The sequence below is a fragment of the Agromyces sp. NPDC055661 genome, assembly GCF_053618135.1.
In genome coordinates, this window is the sequence record NZ_JBSHHC010000001.1 from 1,083,832 (window position 1) to 1,110,783 (window position 26,952).

General features: G+C 70.8%; 24 protein-coding genes. 12 read left to right on the forward strand and 12 right to left on the reverse strand.

Annotated elements, in window-relative coordinates:
* Positions 1-10: 10 nt before the first annotated feature.
* The 3 genes from ACWGO8_RS04950 to aceA form a co-directional block, all read right to left on the reverse strand.
* A complete protein-coding gene (locus ACWGO8_RS04950) occupies positions 11-562 on the reverse strand; it encodes an N-acetyltransferase family protein (protein WP_452042005.1) in 552 nt (183 codons plus the stop codon).
* A gap of 111 nt (positions 563-673) precedes the next feature.
* Positions 674-2,383, reverse strand: a complete 1,710-nt coding sequence (gene aceB, locus ACWGO8_RS04955; RefSeq protein WP_452042006.1) for a malate synthase A — start codon at positions 2,381-2,383, stop codon at positions 674-676.
* A 128-nt stretch (positions 2,384-2,511) separates the two neighbouring features.
* The gene (aceA, locus tag ACWGO8_RS04960; protein ID WP_452042007.1) at positions 2,512-3,894 is read right to left on the reverse strand and encodes an isocitrate lyase; all 1,383 of its coding nucleotides are present in this window, start codon (positions 3,892-3,894) and stop codon (positions 2,512-2,514) included.
* A gap of 190 nt (positions 3,895-4,084) precedes the next feature.
* Between aceA and ACWGO8_RS04965 the strand changes: the two genes are divergently transcribed.
* From ACWGO8_RS04965 to ACWGO8_RS04975, 3 genes are all read left to right on the forward strand, one after another.
* Positions 4,085-4,978: an aminoglycoside phosphotransferase family protein gene (locus ACWGO8_RS04965; protein WP_452042008.1), complete on the forward strand. Its 894-nt coding sequence runs from the start codon at positions 4,085-4,087 to the stop codon at positions 4,976-4,978.
* A 141-nt stretch (positions 4,979-5,119) separates the two neighbouring features.
* Entirely contained in the window at positions 5,120-5,491 is a 372-nt protein-coding gene (locus tag ACWGO8_RS04970; protein ID WP_452042009.1) for a PadR family transcriptional regulator, read from the forward strand.
* 4 nt (positions 5,492-5,495) lie between these two features.
* Complete coding sequence (locus ACWGO8_RS04975) at positions 5,496-6,878, forward strand: permease prefix domain 1-containing protein (RefSeq protein ID WP_452042010.1); 1,383 nt, start codon at positions 5,496-5,498, stop codon at positions 6,876-6,878.
* 20 nt (positions 6,879-6,898) lie between these two features.
* Here the strand turns inward: ACWGO8_RS04975 and ACWGO8_RS04980 are convergent, their stop codons facing one another.
* From ACWGO8_RS04980 to ACWGO8_RS04990, 3 genes are all read right to left on the reverse strand, one after another.
* On the reverse strand, positions 6,899-8,254 hold the full coding sequence (locus tag ACWGO8_RS04980) for a M20/M25/M40 family metallo-hydrolase (protein WP_452042011.1): 1,356 nt from the start codon (positions 8,252-8,254) through the stop codon (positions 6,899-6,901).
* A gap of 26 nt (positions 8,255-8,280) precedes the next feature.
* Complete coding sequence (locus tag ACWGO8_RS04985) at positions 8,281-9,756, reverse strand: anaerobic C4-dicarboxylate transporter family protein (protein WP_452042012.1); 1,476 nt, start codon at positions 9,754-9,756, stop codon at positions 8,281-8,283.
* Between the two features lie 124 nt (positions 9,757-9,880).
* A complete protein-coding gene (locus ACWGO8_RS04990; RefSeq protein ID WP_452042013.1) occupies positions 9,881-10,684 on the reverse strand; it encodes a dienelactone hydrolase family protein in 804 nt (267 codons plus the stop codon).
* Between the two features lie 166 nt (positions 10,685-10,850).
* Between ACWGO8_RS04990 and ACWGO8_RS04995 the strand changes: the two genes are divergently transcribed.
* The 4 genes from ACWGO8_RS04995 (at position 10,851) to ACWGO8_RS05010 (ending at position 14,984) form a co-directional block, all read left to right on the forward strand.
* Entirely contained in the window at positions 10,851-12,353 is a 1,503-nt protein-coding gene (locus ACWGO8_RS04995) for a helix-turn-helix domain-containing protein (RefSeq protein WP_452042014.1), read from the forward strand.
* Between the two features lie 275 nt (positions 12,354-12,628).
* Positions 12,629-14,077: an NAD(P)/FAD-dependent oxidoreductase gene (locus ACWGO8_RS05000; protein ID WP_452042015.1), complete on the forward strand. Its 1,449-nt coding sequence runs from the start codon at positions 12,629-12,631 to the stop codon at positions 14,075-14,077.
* On the forward strand, positions 14,074-14,433 hold the full coding sequence (locus tag ACWGO8_RS05005) for a cupin domain-containing protein (protein WP_452042016.1): 360 nt from the start codon (positions 14,074-14,076) through the stop codon (positions 14,431-14,433). The genes ACWGO8_RS05000 and ACWGO8_RS05005 overlap by 4 nt, the downstream gene beginning before the upstream one ends.
* Complete coding sequence (locus tag ACWGO8_RS05010) at positions 14,430-14,984, forward strand: MOSC domain-containing protein (RefSeq protein WP_452042017.1); 555 nt, start codon at positions 14,430-14,432, stop codon at positions 14,982-14,984. Before ACWGO8_RS05005 ends, ACWGO8_RS05010 begins: the two co-directional genes overlap by 4 nt.
* Before the next feature lie 21 nt (positions 14,985-15,005).
* On the opposite strand, the gene ACWGO8_RS05015 is transcribed toward ACWGO8_RS05010, so the two are convergent.
* The 3 genes from ACWGO8_RS05015 to ACWGO8_RS05025 all read right to left on the reverse strand — a co-directional run bounded on the left by ACWGO8_RS05015 (position 15,006) and on the right by ACWGO8_RS05025 (position 18,000).
* Positions 15,006-15,758 (reverse strand): winged helix-turn-helix transcriptional regulator, encoded by a 753-nt coding sequence (locus ACWGO8_RS05015; protein ID WP_452042018.1) that lies wholly within the window; start codon positions 15,756-15,758, stop codon positions 15,006-15,008.
* Positions 15,759-15,771: 13 nt separating this feature from the next.
* Positions 15,772-16,233, reverse strand: coding sequence for a VOC family protein (locus ACWGO8_RS05020; protein WP_452042019.1), 462 nt, complete (start codon positions 16,231-16,233; stop codon positions 15,772-15,774).
* 93 nt (positions 16,234-16,326) lie between these two features.
* Entirely contained in the window at positions 16,327-18,000 is a 1,674-nt protein-coding gene (locus tag ACWGO8_RS05025) for a PucR family transcriptional regulator (protein ID WP_452042020.1), read from the reverse strand.
* A 147-nt stretch (positions 18,001-18,147) separates the two neighbouring features.
* Here ACWGO8_RS05025 and ACWGO8_RS05030 point away from each other — a divergent pair, with 147 nt between their 5' ends.
* The 3 genes from ACWGO8_RS05030 to ACWGO8_RS05040 all read left to right on the forward strand — a co-directional run bounded on the left by ACWGO8_RS05030 (position 18,148) and on the right by ACWGO8_RS05040 (position 22,842).
* Positions 18,148-19,686 (forward strand): CoA-acylating methylmalonate-semialdehyde dehydrogenase, encoded by a 1,539-nt coding sequence (locus ACWGO8_RS05030; protein WP_452042021.1) that lies wholly within the window; start codon positions 18,148-18,150, stop codon positions 19,684-19,686.
* Between the two features lie 10 nt (positions 19,687-19,696).
* A complete protein-coding gene (locus tag ACWGO8_RS05035) occupies positions 19,697-21,109 on the forward strand; it encodes an aminotransferase class III-fold pyridoxal phosphate-dependent enzyme (RefSeq protein WP_452042022.1) in 1,413 nt (470 codons plus the stop codon).
* Positions 21,110-21,306: 197 nt separating this feature from the next.
* The gene (locus tag ACWGO8_RS05040) at positions 21,307-22,842 is read left to right on the forward strand and encodes an FAD-dependent oxidoreductase (protein WP_452042023.1); all 1,536 of its coding nucleotides are present in this window, start codon (positions 21,307-21,309) and stop codon (positions 22,840-22,842) included.
* On the opposite strand, the gene ACWGO8_RS05045 is transcribed toward ACWGO8_RS05040, so the two are convergent.
* On the reverse strand, positions 22,739-23,533 hold the full coding sequence (locus ACWGO8_RS05045; protein WP_452042024.1) for a Pr6Pr family membrane protein: 795 nt from the start codon (positions 23,531-23,533) through the stop codon (positions 22,739-22,741). The genes ACWGO8_RS05040 and ACWGO8_RS05045 overlap by 104 nt on opposite strands.
* A gap of 104 nt (positions 23,534-23,637) precedes the next feature.
* On the opposite strand from ACWGO8_RS05045, the gene ACWGO8_RS05050 reads away from it, so the two are divergent.
* The gene (locus tag ACWGO8_RS05050; protein WP_452042025.1) at positions 23,638-24,909 is read left to right on the forward strand and encodes an AAA family ATPase; all 1,272 of its coding nucleotides are present in this window, start codon (positions 23,638-23,640) and stop codon (positions 24,907-24,909) included.
* Positions 24,906-25,403 carry a hypothetical protein gene (locus tag ACWGO8_RS05055; protein WP_452042026.1) on the forward strand — a complete coding sequence of 166 codons (498 nt, stop codon included), beginning with the start codon at positions 24,906-24,908 and terminating at the stop codon, positions 25,401-25,403. Before ACWGO8_RS05050 ends, ACWGO8_RS05055 begins: the two co-directional genes overlap by 4 nt.
* Before the next feature lie 29 nt (positions 25,404-25,432).
* Here the strand turns inward: ACWGO8_RS05055 and ACWGO8_RS05060 are convergent, their stop codons facing one another.
* Entirely contained in the window at positions 25,433-26,185 is a 753-nt protein-coding gene (locus ACWGO8_RS05060) for an amino acid ABC transporter ATP-binding protein (protein ID WP_452043520.1), read from the reverse strand.
* Positions 26,186-26,282: 97 nt separating this feature from the next.
* The gene (locus tag ACWGO8_RS05065; protein ID WP_376955847.1) at positions 26,283-26,948 is read right to left on the reverse strand and encodes an amino acid ABC transporter permease; all 666 of its coding nucleotides are present in this window, start codon (positions 26,946-26,948) and stop codon (positions 26,283-26,285) included.
* Positions 26,949-26,952: the final 4 nt, after the last annotated feature.

The window sequence follows — 26,952 nt, forward strand, 5'->3', positions numbered from 1 at the left end:
CGACGGCAACTCAGGCCAGCGGATGCTCCAGCACCCAGTCCTCCTCGATCCGGTCGCCCAGCCGGAAGCTCTTGCGCCCCACCTTGCCGAAGCCGTGCTTCTCGTAGAAGCGGATGGCCCGTGCGTTCTCCTCGTTCACGCCGAGCCAGACCGTCGAGGCCGCGGTGGCGCCCGCCGCGTCGATCGTCGCCGTCATGAGCGGGCCGGCGACCGTGCCCGAGCCGTGCGCGCCCGCCCGCGTGTAGAACTTGCTCAGCTCGATCGCCGGTCGCGCCGACACGGCGGCCGCGGCATCCGTGTCGCCCGGCTCGCCCGAGGCGCCGCCGACGAGCATGGAGTAGCCGACGAGGCGGCCGCCGGGCTCCTCCGCTACGAGCAGCGTGCGATCGGCATCCTCGAGCCAGTCCGCGAGCCGCTCCACCGTGAAGTGCTCGGCGATGAACGCGGCGATCGCGTCGGGCGTGGTCGACGGCGGGCACGCGAGCGGGAACGTGTCCGCGGCGAGCTCGGAGAGCGCCGCGGCATCCGCCCGCTCGGCGACGCGGATGGAGATGTCGGACATGGACACGGATTCTCGCAGAGGCCCTGGCGCATCGAGGACATGTGACGCAACGCAGACGAAGCGGATGCCGCGGGGTCCCCGCCCGCGGCATCCGCTCGCCGTGTCACGCGGTCACAGGAACCGCGCGTAGGCCCCCACCGTGAGGAACGTCGGGAACTCCGGCTCGAGCGCGACGCTGCGGAACACCGAGATGGCGTCGTCGAAGCGGTCGCCCTCGAAGCGCGGCAGCTCGGCGACGGCCGCCGCCATGATGCGCACGATCGAGGTCTGGTCGATGCGCGTGCCCTCGGCGGTGATGGTGTTGTCGTGCAGCCACTGCCAGACCTGCGAGCGCGAGATCTCGGCGGTCGCGGCGTCCTCCATGAGGTTGTCGATCGCCGCCGCGCCCGTGCCGCGCAGCCACGACTCGATGTAGCGGATGGCGATCGAGATGTTGTCGTGCACGCCGGCCTCGGTGACCTCGCCGCCGATCGACGGGATGTCGAGCAGCTGCGCCGCCGTCACCTCGACGTCGTCGCGCAGGCGGTCGACCTGGTTCGGCCGGTCGCCGAGCACCGCGTCGAACTCCGCGCGAGCCGTCGGGATGAGGTCGGGGTGCGCCACCCAGGTGCCGTCGAAGCCGTCGCCGGCCTCGCGCCGCTTGTCGGCGGCGACCGCGGCGAGCGCGCGCTCCGTCACCTCGGGGTCGCGGCGGTTCGGGATGAACGCGCTCATGCCGCCGATCGCGTGCGCGCCGCGCTTGTGGCACGTCTGCACGAGCAGCTCGGTGTACGCCCGCATGAACGGCACGGTCATCGTGATCGAGCGACGGTCGGGCATGACCCAGCGACGACCGCGCGAGCGGAACGTCTTCACGATCGAGAAGATGTAGTCCCAGCGGCCCGCGTTGAGGCCGGCGCAGTGGTCACGCAGTTCGTAGAGGATCTCGTCCATCTGGAACGCGGCCTGGATCGTCTCGATGAGCACCGTCGCGCGGATCGTGCCCTGCGGGATGCCGAGCGCGCCCTGCGCGAACACGAAGATGTCGTTCCAGAGCTTCGCCTCGCGGTGCGACTCGAGCTTCGGCAGGTAGAAGTAGGGCCCGCGACCGGCCGCGATGAGGGCCTGCGCGTTGTGGAAGAGATACAGCCCGAAGTCGACGAGCGAGCCCGACGCGTGCATTGCGCGCCCCGCGCGGTCGTGGAACTTCAGGTGCTTCTCGACGAGGTGCCAGCCGCGCGGCCGCATCACGATCGTCGGCGTCTCCCCCGCGGTGACGCGGTACTCCTTGCCCTCGGGACTCGTGTACTCGAGGTTCCCGCGCAGGAAGTCGAACAGGGTGAGTTGACCCTCGATGACGTTCCCCCAGGTGGGGCTCGTGGCATCCTCCTGGTCGGCGAGCCAGACCTTCGCGCCCGAGTTCAGCGCGTTGATCGCCATCTTCCGGTCGGTCGGACCGGTGATCTCGACGCGACGGTCCTCGAGGCCCGGGGCCGTGCCGGCGACGCGCCACGACGAGTCGTTGCGGATCCACGCGGTCTCGGGCAGGAACTTCGGGTCGCGACCGTTCGCCGCGTCCACGCGGGTCTGCAGGCGGACGGCGAGCAGGTCGTGCCGGGTGTGCGCGAACCGGTCGTGCAGCTCGGCGAGGAAGCGCAGCGCCTCGGGCGTGAGGATCTCCTCGTACCGCTCGCCGAGCGGAGCGGTGACCTCGATGCGGGGCTCGACGGTGCGGAAGCTTCCGGTGCCGGTGCCGTCGGGCTGCTGGCTCGCGAAGCGGGGGGCGGATGCCGCGGCATCCGTTCGCTCGCGCTCGAGCGTCATGGTGGGCGTGGTGTTCATGGTCTTCTCTCCTCCTCCGGTTCCTTCCGTTTCTCAGGAGATTTCTGGCGGTGACGTCACTGGACGCCCCGGATCTCCTGAGAAGCAGTCGTTGCGGGTTGGTCGGTCCTGAGAACGGCGGGTGCCGCTCAGTGGCTGAACTGTTCTTCCTCGGTCGATCCGACGAGGGCGAGGGTGGCGCTGGCGGGGTTCAGCGCCGTGGCGATCTGGTCGAAGTAGCCGGTGCCGACCTCGCGCTGGTGGCGCGTGGCGGTGTATCCGGATGCCTCCGAGGCGAATTCCGCCTCCTGGAGCTCGACGTATGCGCTCATGTGCCGCTCGTTGTAGTCCTTGGCGAGCGTGAACATGGAGTGGTTGAGGGCGTGGAAGCCCGCGAGGGTGATGAACTGGAACGCGTAGCCCATCGACGCGAGCTCGCGCTGGAACTTCGCGATCTGGTCGTCGTCGAGGTGGCGCTTCCAGTTGAACGACGGCGAGCAGTTGTAGCTCAGGCGCTTGCCGGGGAACTTCGCGTGCACGGCCTCGGCGAACCGACGCGCGAGGTCGAGGTCGGGCTCGGCCGACTCCACCCAGAGCAGGTCGGCGTACTCGGCGTACGCGAGGCCGCGGGCGATGACCGGCTCGATGCCGTTCCGCACCTCGTAGAAGCCCTCCGCGGTACGCTCGCCCGTCACGAACGGGCGGTCCCGCTCGTCGTGGTCGCTCGTGAGCAGGGTCGCGGCGAGCGCATCGGTGCGGGCGATGATGATCGACGGGACGCCCGCGACATCCGCCGCCAGCCGCGCCGCGTTGATCGTGCGGATGTGCTGCGACGTCGGGATGAGCACCTTGCCGCCCATGTGGCCGCATTTCTTCTCGCTCGCGAGCTGGTCCTCCCAGTGCACGCCCGCGGCACCCGCCTCGATCATCTGGTGCATGAGCTCGTAGGCGTTGAGCGGGCCGCCGAAGCCGGCCTCGGCGTCGGCGACGATGGGGGCCATCCAGTCCTTCTCGGTCCCTGAGCCCGTCTGCTCGGTCCCTGAGCCCGTCGAAGGGCCGGTCCCTGAGCCCGTCGAAGGGTGCTCGATCTGCCCCGCGCGTAGCAGTGCGTTGTTGATGCGGCGCACGACCGCCGGCACCGAGTTCGCGGGATAGAGGGACTGGTCGGGGTAGGTCTGCCCGCTGAGGTTCGCGTCGGCCGCGACCTGCCAGCCCGAGAGGTAGATCGCCTTGAGTCCCGCACGCACCTGCTGCACGGCCTGGTTGCCGGTGAGGGCGCCGAGCGCGGCCGACCACTGCGGGTCCTCCTGCGGCGCGAACGCCGTGCCCGTATTCCGCTGAAGGTCCTCCCACAGCTTCTCGGCCCCCCGCTTGGCGAGCGTGCGCTCCTCGCGCACCGGGCCGCGCAGGGCGATGACGTCCTCGGCCGTGTAGTCGCGGCGGACGCCCTCCCAGCGCGGGTCGGCGTCCCACTCGAGCTGCAGCTCGACCGCGGTCTGGGTCTGGTCGCCGGGGCGGTTCGTCGTGCTCATCGTGGTGCTCCTTCGGTGCAGCGTGCGGATGCTTCGGTGTTCCGTCGGGCGTCGTCTCCGGTGCCGTCCGGGGGTCTGTGCATCCATGCTGCTCCGGGCCGGAAGCGCTCGACCGACGATTCGGGGGGTGAACTTCCCGGGTTCTTCCGCGCGGCGGAAGAAGCGGCGCCCGGGCCGATAGCGTGAGCGGATGGCGCGCATGCACGACGACGAGGTGACGACGGATGCCGCGCTCGCCGCCCGCCTCGTGGCCGCGCAGTTCCCCGACTGGGCGGGACTTCCCGTGACGCCGGTCGAGTCGTACGGCACCGACAACGCGATCTACCGGCTCGGCGACGAGCTGTCGGTGCGGATGCCGCGCATCCACTGGGCGGTCGCGCCGCTCGAGCGCGAGTACGCGTGGCTCCCGCGCATCGCGCCGTCGCTCCCGGTCGAGGTGCCGGTCCCCCTGGCGCTCGGCGCGCCCGTGGAGGAGTGGGCGTGGCCGTGGACCGTGTGCCGCTGGGTGGAGGGGCGGCATCCGTCGACCGAGGGCGGCGCATACGACGACGATGCGCTCGCGCGCGATCTCGCCGGATTCGTGCGCGCGATGCGGGCGCTCGACCCGACCGACGCACCGACGACGGCGTGGCCGCGCCCGCTGCACGAGGAGGACGAGCTCGTGCGCACGAACCTCGAACTCGTCGCCGACGAGCTCGGTCCCGTCCGCGACGACGTGGTCGCGGTGTGGGACGAGGCGCTCGCCGCGCCGCGCCACGACGGCTCGCCGGTCTGGATCCACGGCGACCTGTCGCCGGGCAACCTCCTGCTGCGCGACGGACGCCTCACGGGCGTGCTCGACTTCAGCGCGATGGGGCTCGGTGATCCCGCGAGCGACCACCGCGTCGCGTGGAACCTGCTGCCGCCTGCGGCGCGTGCCGTGTTCCGGGACGAGGTCGGGGCCGACGACGCGACGTGGGCGCGCGCCCGCGGCTGGGTGCTGCTGCAGGCGCTGGCGCAGCTGCCGTACTACGCCGAGCGAAACCCGCCGCTCGCCGCGAACGCGCGCCACGTCATCGCGGAGCTCGTGGCCGAGCGCAGCTGACGTCGCGCCGCGCCGCTCGGCAGCCCGATCGGCCGACACCGCGGCATCCGACTCGCCCGCCGTACCTTGCAGTTCCACATACATTGCGGTTCTATGTACCTAGCACTGCAAGGTATCTCCGACTCGAGGCGGGAGCATCGGATGCGCATCGGCAAGGACCTCGTGGCGGCCGCCGCCACCCCCGTGGTGCTCGGCATCCTGGCGGACGGCGAGTCGTACGGGTACGCGATCCTGCAGCGGGTCGCCGAGCTCTCGGGCGGCGAGCTCGAATGGAGCGACGGGATGCTCTACCCGCTGCTGCACCGTCTCGAGCGGCTCGGCCATGTCGAGTCGGAGTGGCGCCACTCCTCGGTCGGACGACCGCGCAAGCACTACCGACTCAGCGCCCAGGGCGCCGCCGCCCTCGCCGAGCAGCGGAAGCAATGGTCGATCGTCGGCGGCGTGCTCGACAAGGTCTGGCCCGACGGCGCCGACGGCCACCGCCGACCCCGCCTCGCCCTGGGGACGGAGTGAGACGATGACCATCGAACAGGGCCCCGGGCTCGGCGACCTGATCGCCTCGTGGCGCGAGTGGATGGCGCGGCGCGACGTGCTGAGCTCGGCGGACATCGACGAGCTCGAGTCGCACCTGCGCGACCGGATCGACGGACTCGCCGAGGCCGGGCTGACCGAGGACGAGGCATTCCTCATCGCCGTGAAGCGCCTCGGCAGCATCGACGCGCTGTCGCACGAGTACGCCGCCGAGCACTCCGAGCGGCTCTGGAAGCAGCTCGTGCTTCACGACGCGCCGGGTGCCGACGGCACGGATGCCCCGGCCGCACCGATCCCGTTCCTCCGACGTGCGAACGGCCTCCCGGTCGCACTCGCGCTCGGCGTCGGGGCCGGCCTGGCCGTCAAGGTCGCCGACCTCCTGATCGACGATCCCGCCGTGGTCGCCCGCAACGCGGCGGTGCTCGTGCTGCCGTTCCTCGCGGCCTGGTTCGCCTGGCGTCGCCGACCGCCGGCCACCGCCGTCTGGGTCGTCGGCGGCGCCTTCGCGGTCGCGGCCATCGCCCTCAACGCGTACCCGTTCCTCCCGGGTGCGTCCACGGTGATGCTCGCCGCGGCGGGCTCGCTCCTCGCGCTCTGGCTCATGACGGGGATCGTGGAGGCGCGCGGCGCCTGGCGGAGCGACACCGCCCGCATGGACTTCCTGCGCTTCAGCGGCGAATGGGCGGTCTATTACCTCCTCATCGCGCTCGTCGGCGGTGCGCTCAGCGCACTCACCATCGCGGTGTTCGCCTCGATCCAGGTCGACGTGGTGTCGTTCGTCGAGGAGTGGGTGCTGCCGTGCGGCGCGGCGGGCGCGGTCCTCGTCGCGGCGTGGCTGGTCGGGGCGAAGCAGCGGGTCATCGAGAACATCGCGCCGGTGCTCACGAAGGTGTTCACCCCGCTCTTCACGCTCATGATGCTCGCGCTCATCGTCGCGGCGGTGCTGCAGTGGAACCTCGTCGACGCCAGCCGCGACCTCCTCATCGCCTTCGACCTCGTGCTCGTCGTCGTGGTCGCGCTGCTCGTCTACGCGATCTCGGCGCGCGACCCGGCGCTCCCGCCGGGGTGGTTCGACCGGCTGCAGGTGCTCATGCTCGCGAGCGCCCTCGTCGTGGACGTGATCGTGCTCATCGCGATGATCGCCCGGACCGGCGAGTTCGGCTTCACGGCGAACAAGACGGCGTCGCTCCTGCTGAACCTCATCCTCCTGGCGAACCTCGCGTGGGCTGCGTGGCTCCAGGTCGGATTCGTGCGGCGGACCGTCGCGTTCGGGCGGCTCGAACGCTGGCAGACGGGCTACCTGCCGATCTACCTGGCGTGGGCGGCGGTCATCCTGCTGGTGTTCCCGCCGGTGTTCGGGTTCGCCTGATCGGCCGGGTCAGAGCCGCCTCAGCGACGCTCCGCCTCCGCGACCTTGCGGATGAACAGCGTCTGCGCTGCGATCATCCGCTCGATCTCCTTCGGGTCGACCGACTCGTCGGAGGCGTGGATGCGGGACTTCGCGGTGTCCTCCGCGCCCCACAGCACGATCGCGGCATCCGGCGACACCTTCTTCAGCGAGGCGACGAGCGGGATCGATGCGCCGCTGCCGATCGACTCGACCGGCGCGTCGTAGGCCTCCTGCAGGGCGTCCTCGGCGGCCACGATGGCTGGGTTCGACTCGTCGACGGCGAACGGATGCCCCACCTTCACGCGCTTCACCTCGACCTCGCAGTTCCAGGGCCGCTGCGAGCGCAGGTGCTCCATGAGCGCCTCGAGCTGCGCCTCGCCGTCGGAGCCGGGGACGATGCGCATCGAGAGCTTCGCGGTGACCTCGGGCAGCAGCACGTTCGACGCCTCGGTCGTGTTGGGCAGGTCCATGCCGAGCACGGTGACCGACGGCTTCGCCCAGATCCGGTCGGACAGCGAACCGGTGCCGAGGAACGTCACGCCCGGCAGGATCGCCGACCCGCCGCGGTAGACCTCCTCGTCCATGGCGGCGCCGTGCCACCGCCCGCTGTCGACGCCGGGGATGACGGTGTCGCCGTGCTCGTCGTGCAGCGTGTCGAGGATGCGGATCATCGCCGTCATGGCGTCGGGGGCCGCGCCGCCGAACTCGCCCGAGTGCACCGGGTACGCCAGCGTGCGCACCGTGACCGTACACGCGACGTCGCCGCGGAGCGCCGTCGTGAGGCCGGGCCGACCGGCGGCCTGCCCGCCGATGTCGGCGATCACGTAGGCGTCGGCGGCGAACCGCTCGGGGTTCGCCTCGACGAACGGCTCGAGGTGCGAGATCGTCTCCTCCTCGCCCTCGACGAGGATCTTGATGCGGCACGGCCGGTCGGCCCCGAGCAGCTTCAGCGTCGCGTAGTGGATCACGAGTCCTGACTTGTCGTCGGCCGCGCCGCGCCCGTAGAAGCGGCCGTCGTCCTTCGTCACCGGCTCGAACGGCTCGCTCGACCAGCCCTGGCTCTTCGGCGCGGGCTGCACGTCGTAGTGCGCGTAGAGCATCACGGTCGGCGATCCCTCGGGGCCCGGCAGGTCGGCGTACACGCACGGGTAGCCGCCCGGCACGTCGAGGAGCGCGACGCCATCGGCGCCCGCCGCCTCGAACAGCTCAACCACGGCCTTCCCCATCTCGTGCACCGGCTCGGGGTCGAACCCCGGGAAGGCCACGGAGGGGATGCGGACCAGCTGCTCGAGGCGCTCGATCACCTCGGGCATGAGCTGCGAGGTCGCGGCGGACAGGTCATCGGCGTGGGTCATCGCGTGGGTCTCCTTCGAGTCGGGCGTCAAGCCGGGATGATCAGCTGGATGAGCAGGCCGGATGCGACGACGGCGACCCAGGACACGAGCATCGGGATCGTGAACGAGTGGTACACCGGCACCTGCGTGAGCTTCGTCGAACCGGTGAGGTCGGTCTCGACCGCGGCGATCTGCGAGCCGTTGGCCGGGAACAGCCAGACGCCGATGAGCGAGGGCCACATCGCCGTGATGATGCCGGGCGCGAGGCCCGCGGCCAGCGCGATCGGGATCATCGTGTTCGTCGTCGCCGACTGGCTCGTCGTGAGACCGCAGACGAGGAACAGGGCGACGGCGAGCAGCAGCGGGTTCGACTCGATCATCGCGCCGAGCGGCTCGATGATCGTCTCCTCGTTCGCCGAGATGAAGGTGTCGGCCATCCACGCGATGCCGAACAGGGCCACCGCCGCGACGAAACCCGCCTTGAGGAGCGGCTGCTCGACGACGACCGACGGATTGACCTTGCGCACCAGGATGATCACGAGCGCGACCGTGAACATGACCATCTCGATGATGGTCGCCATGGGGATCGGCTCGAGCTCGCCGTCCTCCCCGGTCGGGAACGCGGGCCGCAGGCCCGAGAACAGCCCGAAGAGGACGATGAGCAGCGTGCCCGCGACGAAGATCCACGCGGAGACCGCGCCGCCCGGCGGCACGGGGTGCTCGATGCGGGGCGGGGGCACGTCGGCCGGGGCATCCGGCACCGCGGTCGCCGTCGCCGTCGCGGCATCCGGGCCCTCGCCTGCCGCCCCGGTCGTCGTGCCGGCGGATGCCGCGGCCCCGCCGATCTCGGCGGCGTACCGGGACTTCAACGCGGCCGGCACCTCGACGGATCCCTGCTCGACGCGCTTGAGGAACACCGGGTCGTGGAGGAGCTCCTTGCCGATGCGCTGCTGCACGACCGACGTGGCGACGCAGGCGATGAGCGCAGCGGGGATGGTGATCGCGAGGATCTGCGGCAGTCCGTAGCCGGTGCCGTCCATGAGCACCAGGAACGCGGCCATCGCGGCGGAGACCGGACTCGCCGTGATGCCGAGGCCAGACGTGACCGTGGAGGCGGCGAGCGCCCGCTCGGGCCGCTGCCCGTTGCGGTAGGCCGTCTCGTAGATCACCGGAATGAGCGCGAAGAAGATGTTCGAAGTGCCCGACAGCACGGTGAAGGCGAACGCGACGACCGGGGCGACGTAGGTGAGCCGCTTCGGGTTCGCCTGGATGATCTTCGACGCGATCGCCACGAGGTAGTCGATTCCGCCCGCGGCCTGCATGGCCGACGACGCCGTGATCACCGCGATGATGATGAAGAACGCGTCGATGGGGATCGCACCCGGCTGCAGGTGGAACAGGAACACCAGGATCGCCGTGCCGACGACACCCCAGAGCCCCAGTCCGAGGCCGCCGGTGCGAACGCCCATGACGATCGCGCCGATGACGACGGCACCTTGGAGCACTACGAGCAGGATCTCCATCGCAACCCCCGGAACGTCGATGTCTGGGCTCACAGTAGCGCCGCCGCCGCCGCGGGGTCGAGAGGCGGATCGGGCGCGTTCCGGCCGTCGGCATCCCCCGCTCCGCGGTCGGGATCCGGTCCGTTCAGTGCTCGGGATCGAGCCGTTCGTGCAGGAATCCGGCGACCCGATCACGGGCCTCGGCGGCCCGGTTGGGCGGGTCGTCCCGTACCTCGATCGTGAGGACCGAGTGGGCGCGCCGGCCGAATCCGCCGGGGTTGCCGGGCCGCGAGTCGAGCTGGAAGACCTCGAACGCGGAGCCCAGACGGTCCTTCAGCGTGCCGAATCGGACCGCGGGCGACGTGGCGTCCTCGCTGAAGCGCAGGCCGAGCACGCACAGGCCCTCCTCGCGTGCGCGCCGTTGCACCTCGGCGAGCTCGGCCTCGCTCACTCCGGGGTCGCGCGACCACGGGCCGGGCAGCGGGAACGGCACCGCCGGCTCGCTCATGACCGGCGCCGCGACGCGCGGGTCCACCGCCGCCGCGAGCGCGAACCCGCCGGTGAAGCACATGCCGACCACGCCGACCTGCCCGCCGGTGCGCTCGGCCAGCGACGCGGCGAACGCACGCAGCTGGCGGGCGATCGGGCGATCGGATCCGAGCGCGAGCGCGCGGAACGTGAGGGAGACGCACATCCGCAGGGCCAGGCCGGCCGTGCGCGCGCCGCTCGCGCGCTCGCCGCGCACGCCGAAGAGGTGCGGGATCACGACGTGGAAACCGGTCCGGGCGAGGAAGTCCCCGAATCCGAGCACCTCGGGCGTGATGCCGTGCAGTTCGTGCAGCACGATGACCGCGGGCCCCTCGCCGCGTTCGTACCGCGACCACGGCGCCGCGTCGTCGTCGACCTCGGTCCAGTCCTCGAGCCGGCCGACCGGCGCGTGTCCGCTCATCGGCGCTCCTCCCCGGCCACACGCTACTCGCGGCGTCGCGTCGATGGGCGTTCTACCGAGTCGTGCGCGTCGTCCGGCGCAGAAACCCGCCCGTCGAGGTCACCCAAGCAGAAGTTTCGCGGTTGTTCCGTTTGCGGCATCCGTGCGCCCATGTGACCATCGATGCATGGTCACCGCCGATCGCACCGCTCGCACGACCCTCGAGGCCGCCTCGACCGAGCCCGCGAGCGAGGGCGACGAGGTCGACGCGCTGACCCTCGGCCGGCGCATCCGCGACCGTCGCACCGCCGTCGGCATGACGCTCGGCGAGCTCGCCCGGGCCATCGACCGCGCGCCGTCGCAGGTGTCCGCGATCGAGAACGGCAAGCGCGAGCCGCGGCTCTCGATGCTGCGCACGATCGCGTTCGCGCTCGGCACGACGGCCGACGAACTGCTGAAGCCCGACGCACCGTCGGAGCGCGCCGCGCTCGAGATCGCGGTCGAGCGGGCGCAGCGCGGTCCCGTGTTCCAGGCGCTCGGCCTCGAGCCGTTCCGCGTGGCCAAGACGATGAGCGACCAGACGCTGCAGACGATCCTCGCGCTGCACCACGAGATCGACCGGCTGCACCGCGAGCGGGCGGCGACTCCTGAAGAGGCCCGTCGGGCGAACGCCGAGCTGCGCGCCGAGATGCGCGCCCGCGACAACTTCTATCCCGAGCTCGAGTCGAAGGCCGCCGAGCTCCTCGAGGCGGTCGGGCACACCGGCGGCCCGGTGTCGCACCAGCTCGTCGCCGACATGGCGTCGCACCTCGGCTACTCGCTGCACTACGTCGGCGACCTCCCGCACTCGACGCGCTCGGTGACCGACAAGCACAACGGCCGCATCTACCTGCCCACGCAGCAGTCGCCCTCGCGCGACTCCCGCTCCCCCATCCTGCAGGCGCTCGCGAGCCATCTGCTCGGTCACGAGGAACCGCGAAACTACGGCGAATTTCTGCGCCAGCGCATCGAGACGAACTACCTCACGGCGGCGATCCTGCTGCCCGAGCAGGCGGCGGTGCGCTTCCTCACCGAGGCCAAGAACCTCCGCCGCATCTCGATGGAGGAGCTCCGCGACGCCTTCGCCGTGTCGTACGAGACCGCCGCGCACCGGTTCACGAACCTCGCGACGGCGCGCCTCGGCATCCCGGTGCACTTCATGAAGGTGCACGAGTCGGGCACCATCATCAAGGCGTACGAGAACGACAAGGTGCGGTTCCCGTCCGACGCGCTCGGCGCGGTCGAGGGCACGACGGTCTGCCGCAACTGGACCGCCCGCACGGTGTTCGACGTCGAGGACCGGTTCAGCCCCTGGTACCAGTACACCGACACGTCGTCGGGCACGTTCTGGTGCACCTCGCGCATCGAGAAGGCCAAGGAGGGCGAGTACTCGGTGTCGGTCGGCGTGCCGTTCGAACACGTGAAATGGTTCCGCGGACGCGAGACGCCGCACCGCGCGGTCTCGACCTGCCCCGACGAGTCGTGCTGCCGGCGCCCGCCGTCGACGCTGTCCGACCGGTGGGCGGATGCCTCGTGGCCGGCCGCGCGCACGCCCACGTCGCTGCTCGCGGCGCTGCCCACCGGCACCTTCCCCGGGGTCGACCAGACCGAGGTGTTCCAGTTCCTCGAGGCGCACGCGCCGCGGGGCTGAGCCACCGTCTCGACTCGCACTCCTCGGAGTGTGTGCGCAATTCAGGTCGGCGCCCCGCGTGTCGCCTGGACACGCCGTGCCGCAGCCGCGCGACACACCTCCCGACCTGAATTGCGCACACGGCTCCGCCGCGGAGCTGACCAGCTGCCCCAGGGAGCTAATTGTCCATCCGGCCAATCCGTCCGGCGGGCGCGGGCATTCACGACACCGCGCGGTGGCGCCGCGCTCGTGATGGAGGGGAGGATGGGAGCACCGACCGCCTTGGAGAGAACCCCGTGGGAACGACCGTATTCGAACGCCGCCGACCGGCGGCATCCGTCGTCGAGCACTCGCTCGCCCGGAGCGAGCACCGCGTGTTCTGGCTCGACGACCTCGGCGCGGAGGCTCGGAAGCGCCGCCCGGCGCTGACGGGCGAGCACGTCGCGCAGCTCGTCATCGTCGGCGGCGGCTACACCGGGCTCTGGACGGCGGTGCTCGCCAAGCGCCGCAACCCCGACGCGCACGTCGTGCTCATCGAGGCGAAGACGATCGGCTGGGCGGCATCCGGTCGCAATGGCGGCTTCTGCGAGGCGAGCCTCACGCACGGCCACGAGAACGGGATGTCGCGCTGGCCCGACGAGATGCCGACGCTCGACCGGCTCGGCATCGAGAACCTCGATGCGATCGAGGCGTCCGAGGCCGAGCTCGGCATGGACTTCGAGTTCGAGCGCAACGGGGCACTCGCCCTCGCCGTCGAGCCGCACCAGGTGGACTGGCTCGAGGAGGAGGCCGCCGAGGCGGCCGCCCGCGGCGACGACACCGTGCGGTTCCTCGACCAGGAGCAGGTGCGGGCCGAGGTCGACTCCCCCACGTACCTCGCCGCCGTCTGGGACACGCGCGGCAGCGCCATCCTGCACCCGGCGAAGCTCGCGGCCGAGCTCGCCCGCGTCGCCGAGGAGCTCGGCGTCGAGATCTTCGAGCAGTCGCGCGTGCGCCGCATCGAGACGCCGGGCTCGACGGGCGCGGTGACGGTCGTGACCGACGCCGGCCGCGTGATCGCGCAGCGCGCGGTGCTCGCGACGAACGTGTTCCCGAGCCTGCTGAAGCGCAACCGGCTCATGACCGTGCCGGTCTACGACTACGTGCTCATGACCGAGCCGCTCAGCGCCGAGCAGCAGACGTCGATCGGCTGGAAGCACCGGCAGGGCCTCGGCGACCTCGCCAACCAGTTCCACTACTACCGGCCGACGCGCGATGGGCGCATCCTGTTCGGCGGCTACGACGCGGTCTACCACTACGGCCGTCGCATCCTCGAGCGGTACGAGGATCGCGCCGAGACCTACGAGCGGCTCGCCGGCCACTTCTTCACGACGTTCCCGCAGCTCGAGGGCCTCCGGTTCACGCACCGGTGGGGCGGCGTGATCGACACGAGCACGCGGTTCGCCGCGTTCTACGGGACCGCCCGTGACAACCGGGTCGCCTACGCCGCCGGGTTCACGGGCCTCGGCGTGGCCGCCGCGCGCTTCGCCGGCGAGGTCGTGCTCGACCTCCTCGAGCGACGCGACAACGAGCGCACGCGGCTGCGGATGGTGCGCGAACGGCCGCTGCCGTTCCCGCCCGAGCCCATCGCCGCCATGGGCATCAACGCGACGCGCTGGTCGCTCGACCGCGCCGACCACACGAGAGGCAGGCGCAACATGCTGCTGAAGACACTCGACGCCCTCGGCCTGGGGTTCGACTCATGAGCGACGCACCCCGCCTGCATCCGGGCGTCATCGCGGATGCCGCGACGGTCGTGCTCGCGCACGTGCCGGTCGAGGCGGACCAGGTCGTCGCCGGCTCGCCGACCACGGGTCACCTCGTGCTCGACGACGACGGCGGCCGCACGGTCGGCGTCTGGGAGATGTCGGTCGGCGCGATGCGCGACGTCGAGGCCGACGAGGTGTTCGTCGTGCTCGCCGGCGCGGCGACCGTGGAGTTCGAGCACCCGCACGCGTCGCCGATCGTGCTGCGGCCGGGCTCCGTCGTGCGCCTCGAGTCGGGCATGCGCACGATCTGGTCGGTGCGGCAGACGCTGCGCAAGGTGTACGTGTCGCCGTGAGCGACGAAGCTCGAGCGGCATCCGTGCTCGCGGTCGCCCGCGACGACGCGCACCGGTTCACGAAGCCCGTGCGCGACGAGATCACGCTCATCGCGGGGCACGGCATCGAAGGCGACGCCCATGCCGGCGCAACGGTGCGGCGTCGCTCGCGATTCCGCGGCACGTGGACCGAGCCGAACGTGCGCCAGGTGCACCTGCTGCAGCGCGAGCTCTTCGACGAGCTCGCCGTGGAGGGTCACGAGGTCGGGCCGGGCGAGCTCGGCGAGAACGTCACGACGCTCGGGATCGACCTGCTGTCGCTGCCGCTCGGGACGCGGCTGCGGCTCGGCGACGCCGCGGAGGTCGAGCTCACGGGGCTGCGGAATCCCTGCGTGCAGATCGATCGATTCCAGCCGGGGCTGATGCGCCGGATGATCCGCCGCGACGCCGAGGGCACCCACCGTCGCGCCGGCGTGATGGCCGTCGTCGTCGAGGACGGCGTCGTGCGCGCGGGCGACCCGATCCTCGTCGTGCTGCCGGCGCGGCCGCACGAACCGCTGCCCGTGGTCTGAGGGGCGCGGCAGGCCGCCGGCTCAGGCGACGGATGCCGCGTCGCCGGCCTCGCTCGCCGCGCCGGTCGGCGGCGCGATCGGGTCGATGCGGAACGTCAGCCGGAAGCGCTCGAGCAGCGCGCTCCCCCCGTCGAGGATGGCGACGCCCGATGGCGGCCCCTTGACGGCGACGGCCCCGCGGACGCCCGAGACGAGGTCGCGGAACCCCGTCGGCTCGACCGCGAGCTCGAGCACGTCCTCGGGTGCGACGTCGGGAATCGCTCGGCGCGGCTGCGGGAGCGCGCTCGGGCCGACGGGAGCGACGTCGAGGTGACGGCCCGTCACGATCGCCGAGATCGAGACGTCGCCGACGTGCAGCACGTACTCGGTGGGCGGCAGCGACGCCGCGGCATCCGGCTTGAACGCGGCGCCGAGCGCCGTCACGAGTGCGTCGGCCGTGACCAGCTCGCCCTCGGCGGGCTCGCCCAGCGTCGACCAGCCCCACCGTTCGAGCGCGACGACGACGGGCTCGAGCGCACGGCCGAGCTCGGTGAGCTCGTACCCGCCGCGCACCGTGGGCACGCGGCGGACGACGCCCGCCTCCTGCAGCTCCTTCAGCCGGTCGGCCAGGATGTTCGTCGGGATGCGCGGCAGGCCGGCCTTCAGGTCGCCGTACCGGCGCGCGCCGACGAGCAGGTCGCGGACGATGAGCAGTGCCCATCGCTCCCCGACCCGCTCGACTGCGCGTGCGACGCCGCTGTACTGGCCGAAGCCGCGAGTGGCGCGTGTGGCCATCCGGGGTGCCCGGTCAGGCGGACGGCGCCTCGGCGCCGGCGCCCTGCTGCGCCATGTACGCCTCGGGGCCCATCTCGGCGGCGGCCGGCTCCATGAACAGGAACGAGAGGTTGTTGCCGTCGGGGTCGTCGAGGTCGCGCGAGTACATGAACCCGTAGTCCTGCACGGGTCGCGGCTCGCTGCCGCCGGCGGCGAGGCCCTTGGCGAGCACCGCGTCGACGTCCTCACGGGAGTCGCGGGTGAGCGCGATGGCGACCTGCGCCTGCGTCTTCGGGTCGATGATCTGCTTGTCGGTGAACGTGCCGAGGTACTCGCGCGTCAGCACCATGAAGTAGATGGTGTCGCTGAGCACGACGCAGGCGGCGTTCTCGTCGGTGAAGTTCGGGTTGATCGTGAACCCGAGCGCCTCGTAGAACGCCTTGGCGCGGTCGAGGTCGGTGGTCGGGATGTTCACGAAGATGCTCGTGGCGGTCATGGTGTCCTCCGTGGATCGTCGTCGGTTGGTTCCGGTGTGATCCATAGCTTGCTCTTTGCAAGTGAACTTGTCAATAGCAAGTAAAAAGTTCGCTCAGCTCGCCGCGCTGCGCCGTACGAGCAGCGCGAGGTGCAGGCCCGTGAGCGTCTCGCCGTCGTCGAGGTCTGCTCCGAGCAGGTCGCCGATGAGGGCGAGCCGCTGGTAGAAGACCGAGCGCGAGAGGTGGCTCGCCGCGGCGGCCGCCGTGCGGTTGCCCGGATGTGCGACCACCGCCCCGAGCACGTGCAGCAGGTCGCCGTCGCGGGCGAGGTCGTACTCGATGAGCGGCTGCAGCATCCGCTCGCTGTGCCGGAGCAGCCGGTGGTCGTCGCGCAGCGAGGTCACGAGCCGCATGAGCGGCCGCTCGTCGGCGCGCCGCAGCACCGCGGCACGCACCCCGCGCGGGCGCGCCCCACGCGAGAGGTCGGTCGCCTCCTGCACCGAGCCGAGCAAGCCGTCGAGCCCGTCGGCGACCGAGCCGATCGACACGACGAGCCGGTCGGCGGATGCCGCGTCGCCGCCGACGAGGTCCGACGCGAAGCGGCTCGCGGCCGCATCCGTGAGCGGCGCCGGCAGCGACAGGAGCACGACGCGCGCCGACCGTGTGACCGTGGCGCCGGGCCCCACGCCATCGATGGCCCGGCCGCCGCGGGCGCGCGCCGCGGCATCCGCTGCGCCGTCGGGGATCGCAGGACCCGTCGCGACGATGCCGTACAGCCGCGCACCCGAGACCGGGAGCCCGGCTGCCTCGAGCCGGGCGGCCGCCCCCGCGATGCCCGCGAACCGCCCCTCGAGCAGCGCGTCGACGAGCCGCTGCCGGCCGATGCGCGTCCACTCGTCGGCGCCGCCGTCGGCGAGCCGTCCGAGCGCCAGCGCGATCGCACCCTGCTCCAGCACGCTCACCCGACCGGCGGGGTGCGCGGGGCCGGGCAGCGCGATGAGGTGCCCCCAGCGGATGCCGCGGGCCTCGACGGGCACGATGAGCCACTCGTCGGCGCCGGCGGGCCGGCCGTCGCGGCGCCGCTGCTCGTCGTCGCGATGCGCCGCGCGCGAGCGTGCCTCCCACCCCGCGAAGAGCCCCTCCTCGGCGGCGGGCGGCACCTCGGCCGCGACGACCTCGTGCGCCAGGTTCTCGAGCACCACGGCGGCGCCGAGCGTCTGCGCGAGCTGGTGCACGATGAAGTCCGCGGGCGAGCCGCGCAGGCTCAGCGCCGTGAACCGCTCACGCACCTCGTCGCGCGCCCGGAGGGCCTCGGTCTGCTCGGAGATGATGCGGCTGTGCACCGCCTCGGTGAGCGTCACGAACTTCACCTCGCGGTGCAGCGCGACGAGGGCCAGGCCGTGCTCGCGGGCCGCCTGTTCGACGATCGCGGGCACGTAGCGGTAGTGCACCCCGAGTTCGAGCACCAGGCCCGCGACGCCCGCGTCGACGAGCCCCGCGATGAACGCCTCGAGGTCGGCCGGCTCGGTCGGCCAGCCCGATCCGGTCGAGAGCAGCAGCTCGCCGCCGTCGAGCAGTCGGGCCACGCCGGCGCTGTCGGATGCGTGCACCCAGCGCACGCGAGCGTCGAGCGCGTCGTCGCCCGCGAGCACCTCGGGCACGCCCTGCGCGACGGCCTCGAGGGTCAGGATCTCGCGCACGGTGGGCAGTCCGGCGTCGCCGCCGCGCTCTCCTGGGCCGTTCGGACGATCCGTATGGTTCGGCTCGTCTTCGCGACGGTCTGCCATCAGTTCGGCCTCTCTGGCTCTGCAAGACTGGGAAAACGCCAGCTTAGACGAACTCGGTCGATCTGTCCGACATGACGTCCGGCGGCACGCACATCCGTTGACGCGGTGCCGAGGCATCCGTCGTCACGAACCAACCGAAGGAGCGCCATGAGCCTCGTCCAGGACACCGTCGACCGCGAGGTCGCCGACGACCGCGAGACCGCCCTCGTCCGTCACTTCGTCGCCGGCCGCGAGGTCGGCGGCGACGACCGCACCGGTCCCGTCTTCAACCCCGCCACCGGCGAGGTGTCGCGACGCGTCGCGTTCGCCTCGACCGCCGAGGTCGACGAGGCGATCGCCGCCGCGAAGGCCGCACTGCCCGGGTGGCGCGCCACGGGCCTCATCAAGCGGGCGGACGTGTTCTTCAAGCTCCGGCACCTCCTCGTCGAGCGCCAGGACGAGCTCGCCGCGATCCTCACCGACGAGCATGGCAAGGTGCTCTCCGACGCGAAGGGCGAGATCAGCCGGGGCATCGAGAACGTCGAGTTCGCCGCCGGGCTCGTGCACCTGCTGAAGGGCGAGCGCTCCGAGCAGGTCGCGCGCGGCGTCGACGTTCACCAGGCCAAGCAGCCCGTGGGCGTGGTCGGGGCCATCACGCCGTTCAACTTCCCGGTCATGGTGCCGCTCTGGATGGTCGCCTCGGCGATCGCGTGCGGCAACACCGTCGTGCTGAAGCCGTCGGAGAAGGACCCCAGCGCTTCCCTCTTCCTGGCGAAGCTGTTCCAGGAGGCCGGCCTGCCCGACGGCGTGCTCAACGTCGTCCACGGCGACAAGGTCGCGGTCGACGCGATCCTCGACTCGCCCGACGTGCGTGCGGTCTCGTTCGTCGGCTCGACGCCGATCGCCCGCTCGATCTACCGCCGCGCGTCCGAGAACGGCAAGCGCGTGCAGGCGCTCGGCGGCGCGAAGAACCACATGGTCGTCATGCCCGACGCCGACCTCGATGCCGCGGCGGACGCCGCCGTCTCGGCCGCGTACGGCTCGGCCGGGGAGCGCTGCATGGCGGTCTCCGTACTCGTCGCGGTGGGCGACGAGGTCGCCGACGCGATCGTCGCGAAGGTGGCCGAGCGCATGGCGACGCTGCGGATCGGCGACGGCACCGACCCGGCCAGCGAGATGGGCCCGCTCATCACCCGTGAGCACCGCGACAAGGTCGCCTCGTACGTCACGGGCGCCGCCGCAGAGGGCGCCACCGTCGTGGTCGACGGCACGCAGCAGGCGTTCGAGGGCGACGGCTTCTTCGTCGGCACCTCGCTCGTCGACCACGTGAGGCCCGGCATGAAGGTCTACGACGACGAGATCTTCGGCCCGGTGCTCTCGGTCGTGCGCGTCGCGTCGTACGAGGACGCCGTCGACCTGATCAACGCGAACGACTTCGCGAACGGCGTCGCGGTGTTCACGCGCGACGGCGGCACCGCGCGCCAGTTCGAGTTCGACATCGAGGTCGGGATGGTCGGCGTGAACGTGCCGATCCCCGTGCCCATCGGCGCCTACTCGTTCGGCGGCTGGAAGAACTCGCTCTTCGGCGACTCGCACATCTACGGCCCCGAGTCGGTGCACTTCTACACCCGTTCGAAGGTCGTCACGACGCGCTGGCCCGACCCGTCGGAGTCGCAGGTGAACCTCGGCTTCCCGAGCAACCACTGAGGACCCCGACATGACCGACACCCTCATCGACACGGCGACGTACGTCGACCGCAGTGGCACGCGGCATCCGCTGCCCGACCCCGCGGCCGACGCGCAGGTGCGCGCCGACGACCGCGGCCACGTGTTCCACTCGTGGAGCGCGCAGGCCCTCATCGACCCGCTGCCCATCGCCGCGAGCGAGGGCTCGACGTTCTGGGACTACGCGGGCAACGCGTACCTCGACTTCTCGAGCCAGCTGGTGAACCTCAACCTCGGGCACCAGCACCCCGACCTCGTCGCGGCGATCCAGCAGCAGGCCGGCCGCCTCGCCACGATCCAGCCGTCCATGGCGTCGGACGTGCGCGGCGAGCTCGCCCGGCGCATCGCGGAGGTCGCGCCCGGCGACCTCGACAAGGTGTTCTTCACGAACGGCGGCGCCGACGCCAACGAGTACGCCGTGCGCATGGCGCGCGCGGTCACCGGCCGGCGCAAGGTGCTCTCGATGTACCGCAGCTACCATGGCGGCACCGCGACCGCGATCTCGCTCACGGGCGACCCGCGCCGCTGGGCGAACGAGCCGAGCGACGGCAGCGTCGCGCACTTCCTCGGGCCGTACCCGTACCGGTCGTCGTTCCACGCCGCGACGCCCGAGCAGGAGACCGAGCGCGCGCTCGCGCACCTCGAGCAGGTCATCACGCTCGAGGGCGCGTCGACGATCGCCGCGATCATCCTCGAGACGGTCGTCGGCACCAACGGCGTCCTCGTGCCGCCGCCGGGCTACCTGCAGGGCGTGCGGGCACTCGCCGACAAGTACGGCATCGTCTACATCGCCGACGAGGTCATGGTCGGCTTCGGCCGCGTCGGCGAGTGGTTCGCCGTGAACCACTTCGGCGTGACCCCCGACCTCATCACCTTCGCCAAGGGCGTGAACTCGGGGTACGTGCCGCTCGGCGGCGTGGTCATCTCGCAGCGCATCGCGGCGCACTTCGACACGGTGTCGTTCCAGGGCGGCCTCACGTACTCGGGCCACCCGCTCGCGTGCGCGGCGGGCGTCGCGACGTTCGAGGTGTTCGAGCGCGACGGGATCCTCGAGCGCGTGCGCGACCTCGGCACGCGCGTCGTCGAGCCGCGCCTGCAGGCGATGGCCGAGCGGCATCCGTCGGTCGGCGAGGTGCGCGGCCTCGGCCTGTTCTGGGCGATAGAGCTGGTGTCGGATGCCGCGACGCGCGCGCCGCTCGTGCCGTTCAACGCGTCGGGTGCGGATGCCGCGCCGATGGCGGCCGTGGCGGCCGCGTGCAAGCGGGCCGGCCTCTGGCCGTTCATCCACTTCAACCGGATGCACGTCGCGCCGCCGCTCGTCATCACCGAGGACGAGCTCGTGCGCGGCCTCGACGTGATCGACGAGGCGCTCTCGGTCGCTGACGGGTTCGTCGCGGCGGGGTAACGAACACCCGGCGCACCGGAAACGCATGAGAATCCGCGCGATGGGTCTCCGCGAGGGGGCGAAGCGAGGATTCTCATGCATTTCGGGGTCGTCGGGCATGTCCGCGGGTTGAGGAGCGCCCTCCCCAACGCGCGGGCCGGACGAGCGCTGCGCGCCCTCCTCAACCCGCGCAGAGGCCGTCGACTAGCCTGAACCACATGGAGTCTCGGGCGGGGTCCGGCGGCATGGCCCGGCGAACCTTCCTCGCCGCGTCGCTCTCGGGGATCGCCGCCGTCGCCCTCTCGAGCTGCACCTGGGGGCAGCCGAACCCGACGACCACCCCCACGGCCAGCCCGACCCCGTCGCCCACGCCGACGCCGACACCGGCGGTGCCCGACGGCGTCCCCCTGCCGACCGCGATGCGGCGCTCGAGCTGGAGCTCCGACCCGTTCGCACGCGGCGCGTTCTCGTTCGACGGCGTCGGCACGACCCCCGAGCTGCGCTCCTCGCTCGCCGACCCCGTCGAGGATCGCCTCTGGATCGCCGGCGAGGCGTGCTCCCCCGACGCCCCGGGCACCATCACCGGCGCACGCGACTCCGGACTCGCCGCGGCCGAGCACGTCGCCCGCGTCGCCGAGTCCGGCGAGCGCATCGCCGTGATCGGCGCGGGCATGGCCGGGCTCACGGCGGCGGTGCACCTCCTCGAGCAGGGCTTCGAGGTCGTCGTCGTCGAGGCGCGCGACCGGGCGGGCGGGCGCGTGTGGTCGGTCGACGTCGACGGCTTCGACCGGCCGGTCGAGCTCGGCCCCGTGCTGGTGCCCGACGACGAGCCGCTCGCCGAGGCGCTCGGCGCGGCATCCGTCGACACCCTGACGTTCGACGGCGTGGTCGAGGCGCGCACCGTCGACGGCGCCGTGGTCGCGATCCCGCCGACGGGCGACGAGGCCGTCGACACCGCCCGCGCCTGGGCGGAGGCCGCGCCCCGCGACGTCTCGCTCGCGGACGCGCTCGTGCAGTCGGGCGTCGTCCCACTCTCGCAGGCCCCCGGCGACGACGGCGTCAGCCCGGCGTCGTGGCTCGCGCACACCATCACGAGCGACGTGCAGCCGGCGACGGGCGCGCCGCCGAGCCGCGTGTCCGCGCGCACGGCACCGACCACCGCGTTCCCGCCCGGGTCCCGCCTCGTGACCGGGCGCCTCTCCGACCTCCTCGACGGGCTCGCCGACCAGGTCGACATCGCCGTGTCGAGCGTGGTGACGCGCATCGCCTACAACGACACCCGGGTGAGCCTGCGCCTCGACTCGGGCGAGTCCCTCACCGTCGACCGCGCGATCGTGACGGTCCCGCTCGGGGTGCTGAAGTCCGACACGCTGCGCTTCTCCCCCGCGCTGCCGTACGCGCACCAGCACGCGATCGCCGTGCTCGAGACCGGCGCGATCGACGTGGTGTGGCTGCGATTCGACGAGGCGTTCTGGCGCGAGGGCGGCACCGCCGCGGGCGGCGACGGCGAGGCGGATGCCTCGGGCGACGCGGCATCCGTCGAGCCCGTGGCATCCGTGCCCGACGTGCTCACGCTCGTGGGCACGCCCTCGCCCGTCGCCGCCTGGCTCGACGTCGGCCGGGAGACCGGCGAGCCGATCCTCGTCGGCGTCATCGCGGCGGGGCAGGCACCTCGTCTGGAAGCGCTCGACGATCGGGAGTTCCTCGAGGCGATCCTCGTCGGGCTCGCGCCCTACGCCACAACGCCCGGTTGATGGCGACGAGCAGGGCCGTGACCGCGACGAAGATCAGGAGCACGAGCGCGCAGTAGAGCGCGACCCCGAGTGCCCCGCCGACCTGCGCCTCGTCGAGGAAGAAGTACGGGTACCAGCCCACGTCAGCGCCGCGCCAGAGCGTGTAGGGCAGCCACAGCGACGGATAGACGAGCACCCAGCCGACCGTCGACCACGGCACGGGCGGGTTCACCGCCATGATGCTGTCGGTCGTCCACGCGATCACGGCGAGCGCCGGCACGACCCAGTGCAGCAGCGTGTCCGACCAGGGCACGTCGACGCGGTAGTCGCGCGTCGACGCCTGGCTCACGATGAGCGCGAACACGATCCCCGAGACGAGCAGGTAGGCCGTCACCATGGTGCGCAGCACGCCGAGCCACGGCGGATCGCTCGGCGCGAGCAGCGCGTAGGCGGCGGCGATGCCGAGCGTCGCGACGGCGAGCATCGCCGACTGGATCGTGAAGTAACTGAAGAAGTTCGCGGTGGCGAAGAAGCGGAATCCGAGCACGTACTCGTAGTTGCCGATGAGCGCGACGACCTCGATCGCGGCGATGAGCACGCGGAAGATGCCGAGGGCGCGACGCTGCCGCATGTCCGGAATCCGGGCGTCGAGGGTCGGCTCCACCTGGGCCCGCGCGGCCGGAGCGGTGACTCCGGGGGTGCGGGCGGCCATGCGTCAACGCTACGCCCCGCGCCTCCGAGGAGTCGGAACCGGTAGTGTCGCCATGAGCGTGAAGGGATATCGAGATGCGGCGAGCGCGGGTAACCGAAGTTCGAATGAATTCGTTCAAGAGCTTCGAAGATGCCGAACTGCGCATTGAACCGCTATGTATCTTGGTCGGTCCCAACGCGAGCGGAAAATCGAACGCGCTTGACGCACTTTCGCTCCTCGCGCTCTTGGCTGAAGAGCGCGGGGTTGCTGACCTCGAGCGGGACGAACTGGAGGTTGCCGGTCTTCGCGGCGGCATTAAGAATGCTGCACCATTCGGCACGACAGAGGTGCGCGTCGGATGCACCGTCGAAGACGACAGCACTCGCTACGACCTGGACATCGTTATTGACGTGGCGGCGGAGCCCGAAGTTACTCAAGAAATCCTCACGGAACGAGCAAAGGGTAAGACCAAGGTTCTCATTAGGTCACACCACCGTCACCCAGGGAGCGGTATCTCCGACGCTGAGGTGTACTCGGGATCGCAGCCAAAGGTCTTTCAGTTCTTGTCGTCACGGTTGGCCGTGGTACAAGCACTGACCAAGATTCCAGCCGACACTCAAGCGCGAACGCGCGTAATCAGTGCATGTGAAGTCGTCACAGATGCCCTTCGCGGTGTGTTTGTGTTGGATCCCGTACCCGGACTAATGCGCGGATATCCTCGCGTCGGCGCGCTCCCCGACCGTTCCGGTACGACAACGTCCGCGGTCGTCTACTCCCTGCGACATGACGGCGAGGCTTGGGACAAGCTAAACAAACTCCTAAAGAACCTCATCGGCGACCGAATGGCTGAGATTACGTTCGCAGAAGCGACCTTGCCAAGCCGCGGACTCATCGATGTGATGGTCGCATTAGCCGAGAGCTTCGCTGGCGACCAACAGGTTGTACCCGCTTCGGTAATGAGCGATGGCACGCTTCGGTATCTGTCAATCTTTTCCACCCTTCTCGCTCTAGGCAGATTGCGGAACACATCGTCGAGTCAGCTCGACCAGAGTTCGACACGAACTCTGGTCGTCGAGGAGATTGAGAACGGGTTGTATCCCTCTCAGGCAGCGGGTGTGCTTCAGCTGCTCAAGTCTGAGGCTGACGAGCGTGCCGTTACCCTGGTTGTTACAACGCATAGCCCGGCGCTCCTCGATGCGTTGACTCCTGACGATCACGGCGGAGTAGTGGTTTGCGGGCGATCCGAGGACGGGCATTCGACCTTGACACCGCTAACGGATCATGCCAACTACCTCCGACTAGCTGGTAGCGGGAGGCTTGGATCGGCCTTGATGCAGGGAGAACTAACGCGCACACCTCGACCCACAAGCACCTTCTTGAACCTGGAGAATTCATGAAGCGGGTGGAAGTCGTTGACGCGTCCATTCTGATCAATGTGGTTGACATACCAAACGAGGCGAACGACCGCAACGACGTCCTAGCCGGGCTCGAGCAACGTCGAACAGACGGAATCTCTCTGGTGCTGCCGATTGCTGCAGTCATCGAGACATCTCAACATGTCCAGCGGATTGCTTCGGGCCACCACCGCCGTCGATGCGCTCAGCTACTGGACGAGTGCATCGATCAAACCATTCGAGACGAATTGCCATGGACATTCATTCCGGCAAACTGGGATCAGGATTTCGTTCGCGAGTTCTTCGCTCAGACACAGCCTTGTGTCGCGAACTTCGTCGATAATCTAGCTACCGAAACCCTTGAGGCCGGGGACATGCTGCTCATAACCGAGTATCGACGCCTTCGCGCGAGCCTGAACCGAAAAACCCACGTCGTGGACGTCTGGACCTTGGATGGCGGACTGCGGGCGGCCATTGATTGTCTGCTCGGACCATAAGCCAATCACGCAGATTGGCCGATGGGGTCTCAGTCGAACGGGCGCAGGATCCGCTCGAGGAACCGGCGCGTGCGCTCCTCGCGGGGCGCGGTGAAGAGCTGCGACGGCGGGCCCTGCTCGACGACGACTCCGCCGTCGAGGAACAGCACCTCGTCGGCCACCTGGCGTGCGAACCCGAGCTCGTGCGTCACGATGACCATCGTCCAGCCCTCCTCGGCGAGCTCCTTGATGACGGCGAGCACCTCGCCGACGAGCTCGGGGTCGAGGGCGCTGGTCGGCTCGTCGAACAGCAGGAGCATGGGCTTCAGCGCGAGGGCGCGCACGATGCCGACGCGCTGCTGCTGCCCGCCCGACAGCTCGAACGGGTAGGCGTCGCGCTTCTCCGACAGTCCGACGCGCGCGAGCAGCGCCTCGGCCTCCGCGATCGCCCTGGCCTTCGGCACGCGCTGCACCTGCGTCGGCCCCTCGATGACGTTCTGCAGCACGGTCATGTGCGGGAACAGGTTGTGGTGCTGGAACACCATCGCCGAGCGGTCGCGCAGCGCGAACCGGTCGGCCTTCGGCACGGGCGCGCCGAACGTGATCGACGGACCCCCGTCGACCGCGATCGTGCCCGCGTCGGGCGTCTCGAGTCCGTTCAGCGAGCGCAGCACGGTGGTCTTGCCCGAGCCGCTCGGCCCGATGAGGGCGACCACCTCGCCACGGCGCACCTCGAGGTCGACGCCGCGCAAGACCTCGTTCTGCCCGAACGACTTGCGGATGCCGCGCGCGGTGAGCACCATCGTGTGGTCGGCGGGCGTCTCGGGCGCGAGGGCGTCGCCGCCCGCGGCATCCGTGCCGTCGCCGTCGCCGTCGCGCTCGTCGTCGCGACCCGGCGGATCAGTGTGCGACATGTCGGTCGAGCCTCCTCTCGAGGGCGTTCTGCCCCGACGACAGTGCCAGGCAGAACAGCCAGTAGATGAGCGCCGCCTCGAGGTAGAGCAGCATGAACTGCTGGCTGAACGCTGCGATCTGCTGCGCCACCCGGAAGAGCTCGGTCACGAGGATGAGCGAGGCGAGCGACGTGTCCTTCACGAGCGAGATGAACGTGTTCGAGAGCGGCGGCACCGAGACGCGCGCGGCCTGCGGCAGGATGATGCGCCGCAGCGTCTTCGCGTTCGACATCCCGATCGTGTAGCCCGCCTCCCACTGGCCCTTCGGCACCGAGAGGATGGCGGCGCGGATGACCTCGGCGGCGTAGCCGCCGACGTTCAGCGAGAAGGCCGCGATGGCGCTCGGCCACGGGTCGATGACGATCCCGATCGCCGGCAGTCCGTAGAAGATCACGAACAGCTGCACGAGCAGCGGCGTGCCGCGGATGACCGAGACGTAGAACCGGGCGATGCCGGAGACCACGCGGTTCCGCGACAGCCGCATGAGCGCGACGCCGAGGGCGAGCACGAGCCCGATCGCGAACGAGATGAGCGCGAGGGGGATGGTTCCCGTGATGCCGCCCCAGACGATGGGCCAGAACGACTCCAGGAAGAGCTGCAGGTCCTCGTTCACCGGG

Coding starts and splice junctions, on each gene's coding strand:
- ACWGO8_RS04970 (WP_452042009.1), top strand. CDS start 5,120: ATGCGCATCGGCAAGGACCTCGTGGCGGCCGCCGCCACCCCCGTGGTG.
- ACWGO8_RS04965 (WP_452042008.1), top strand. CDS start 4,085: ATGGCGCGCATGCACGACGACGAGGTGACGACGGATGCCGCGCTCGCC.
- ACWGO8_RS04950 (WP_452042005.1), bottom strand. CDS start 562: ATGTCCGACATCTCCATCCGCGTCGCCGAGCGGGCGGATGCCGCGGCG.
- ACWGO8_RS04990 (WP_452042013.1), bottom strand. CDS start 10,684: ATGAGCGGACACGCGCCGGTCGGCCGGCTCGAGGACTGGACCGAGGTC.
- ACWGO8_RS04980 (WP_452042011.1), bottom strand. CDS start 8,254: ATGACCCACGCCGATGACCTGTCCGCCGCGACCTCGCAGCTCATGCCC.
- ACWGO8_RS05025 (WP_452042020.1), bottom strand. CDS start 18,000: ATGGCAGACCGTCGCGAAGACGAGCCGAACCATACGGATCGTCCGAAC.
- ACWGO8_RS05035 (WP_452042022.1), top strand. CDS start 19,697: ATGACCGACACCCTCATCGACACGGCGACGTACGTCGACCGCAGTGGC.
- aceB (WP_452042006.1), bottom strand. CDS start 2,383: ATGAACACCACGCCCACCATGACGCTCGAGCGCGAGCGAACGGATGCC.
- ACWGO8_RS05050 (WP_452042025.1), top strand. CDS start 23,638: ATGAATTCGTTCAAGAGCTTCGAAGATGCCGAACTGCGCATTGAACCG.
- ACWGO8_RS04985 (WP_452042012.1), bottom strand. CDS start 9,756: ATGGAGATCCTGCTCGTAGTGCTCCAAGGTGCCGTCGTCATCGGCGCG.
- ACWGO8_RS04975 (WP_452042010.1), top strand. CDS start 5,496: ATGACCATCGAACAGGGCCCCGGGCTCGGCGACCTGATCGCCTCGTGG.
- ACWGO8_RS05040 (WP_452042023.1), top strand. CDS start 21,307: ATGGAGTCTCGGGCGGGGTCCGGCGGCATGGCCCGGCGAACCTTCCTC.
- ACWGO8_RS05060 (WP_452043520.1), bottom strand. CDS start 26,185: ATGGTGCTCACCGCGCGCGGCATCCGCAAGTCGTTCGGGCAGAACGAG.
- ACWGO8_RS05015 (WP_452042018.1), bottom strand. CDS start 15,758: ATGGCCACACGCGCCACTCGCGGCTTCGGCCAGTACAGCGGCGTCGCA.
- ACWGO8_RS05020 (WP_452042019.1), bottom strand. CDS start 16,233: ATGACCGCCACGAGCATCTTCGTGAACATCCCGACCACCGACCTCGAC.
- ACWGO8_RS05005 (WP_452042016.1), top strand. CDS start 14,074: ATGAGCGACGCACCCCGCCTGCATCCGGGCGTCATCGCGGATGCCGCG.
- aceA (WP_452042007.1), bottom strand. CDS start 3,894: ATGAGCACGACGAACCGCCCCGGCGACCAGACCCAGACCGCGGTCGAG.
- ACWGO8_RS04995 (WP_452042014.1), top strand. CDS start 10,851: ATGGTCACCGCCGATCGCACCGCTCGCACGACCCTCGAGGCCGCCTCG.
- ACWGO8_RS05045 (WP_452042024.1), bottom strand. CDS start 23,533: ATGGCCGCCCGCACCCCCGGAGTCACCGCTCCGGCCGCGCGGGCCCAG.
- ACWGO8_RS05030 (WP_452042021.1), top strand. CDS start 18,148: ATGAGCCTCGTCCAGGACACCGTCGACCGCGAGGTCGCCGACGACCGC.
- ACWGO8_RS05055 (WP_452042026.1), top strand. CDS start 24,906: ATGAAGCGGGTGGAAGTCGTTGACGCGTCCATTCTGATCAATGTGGTT.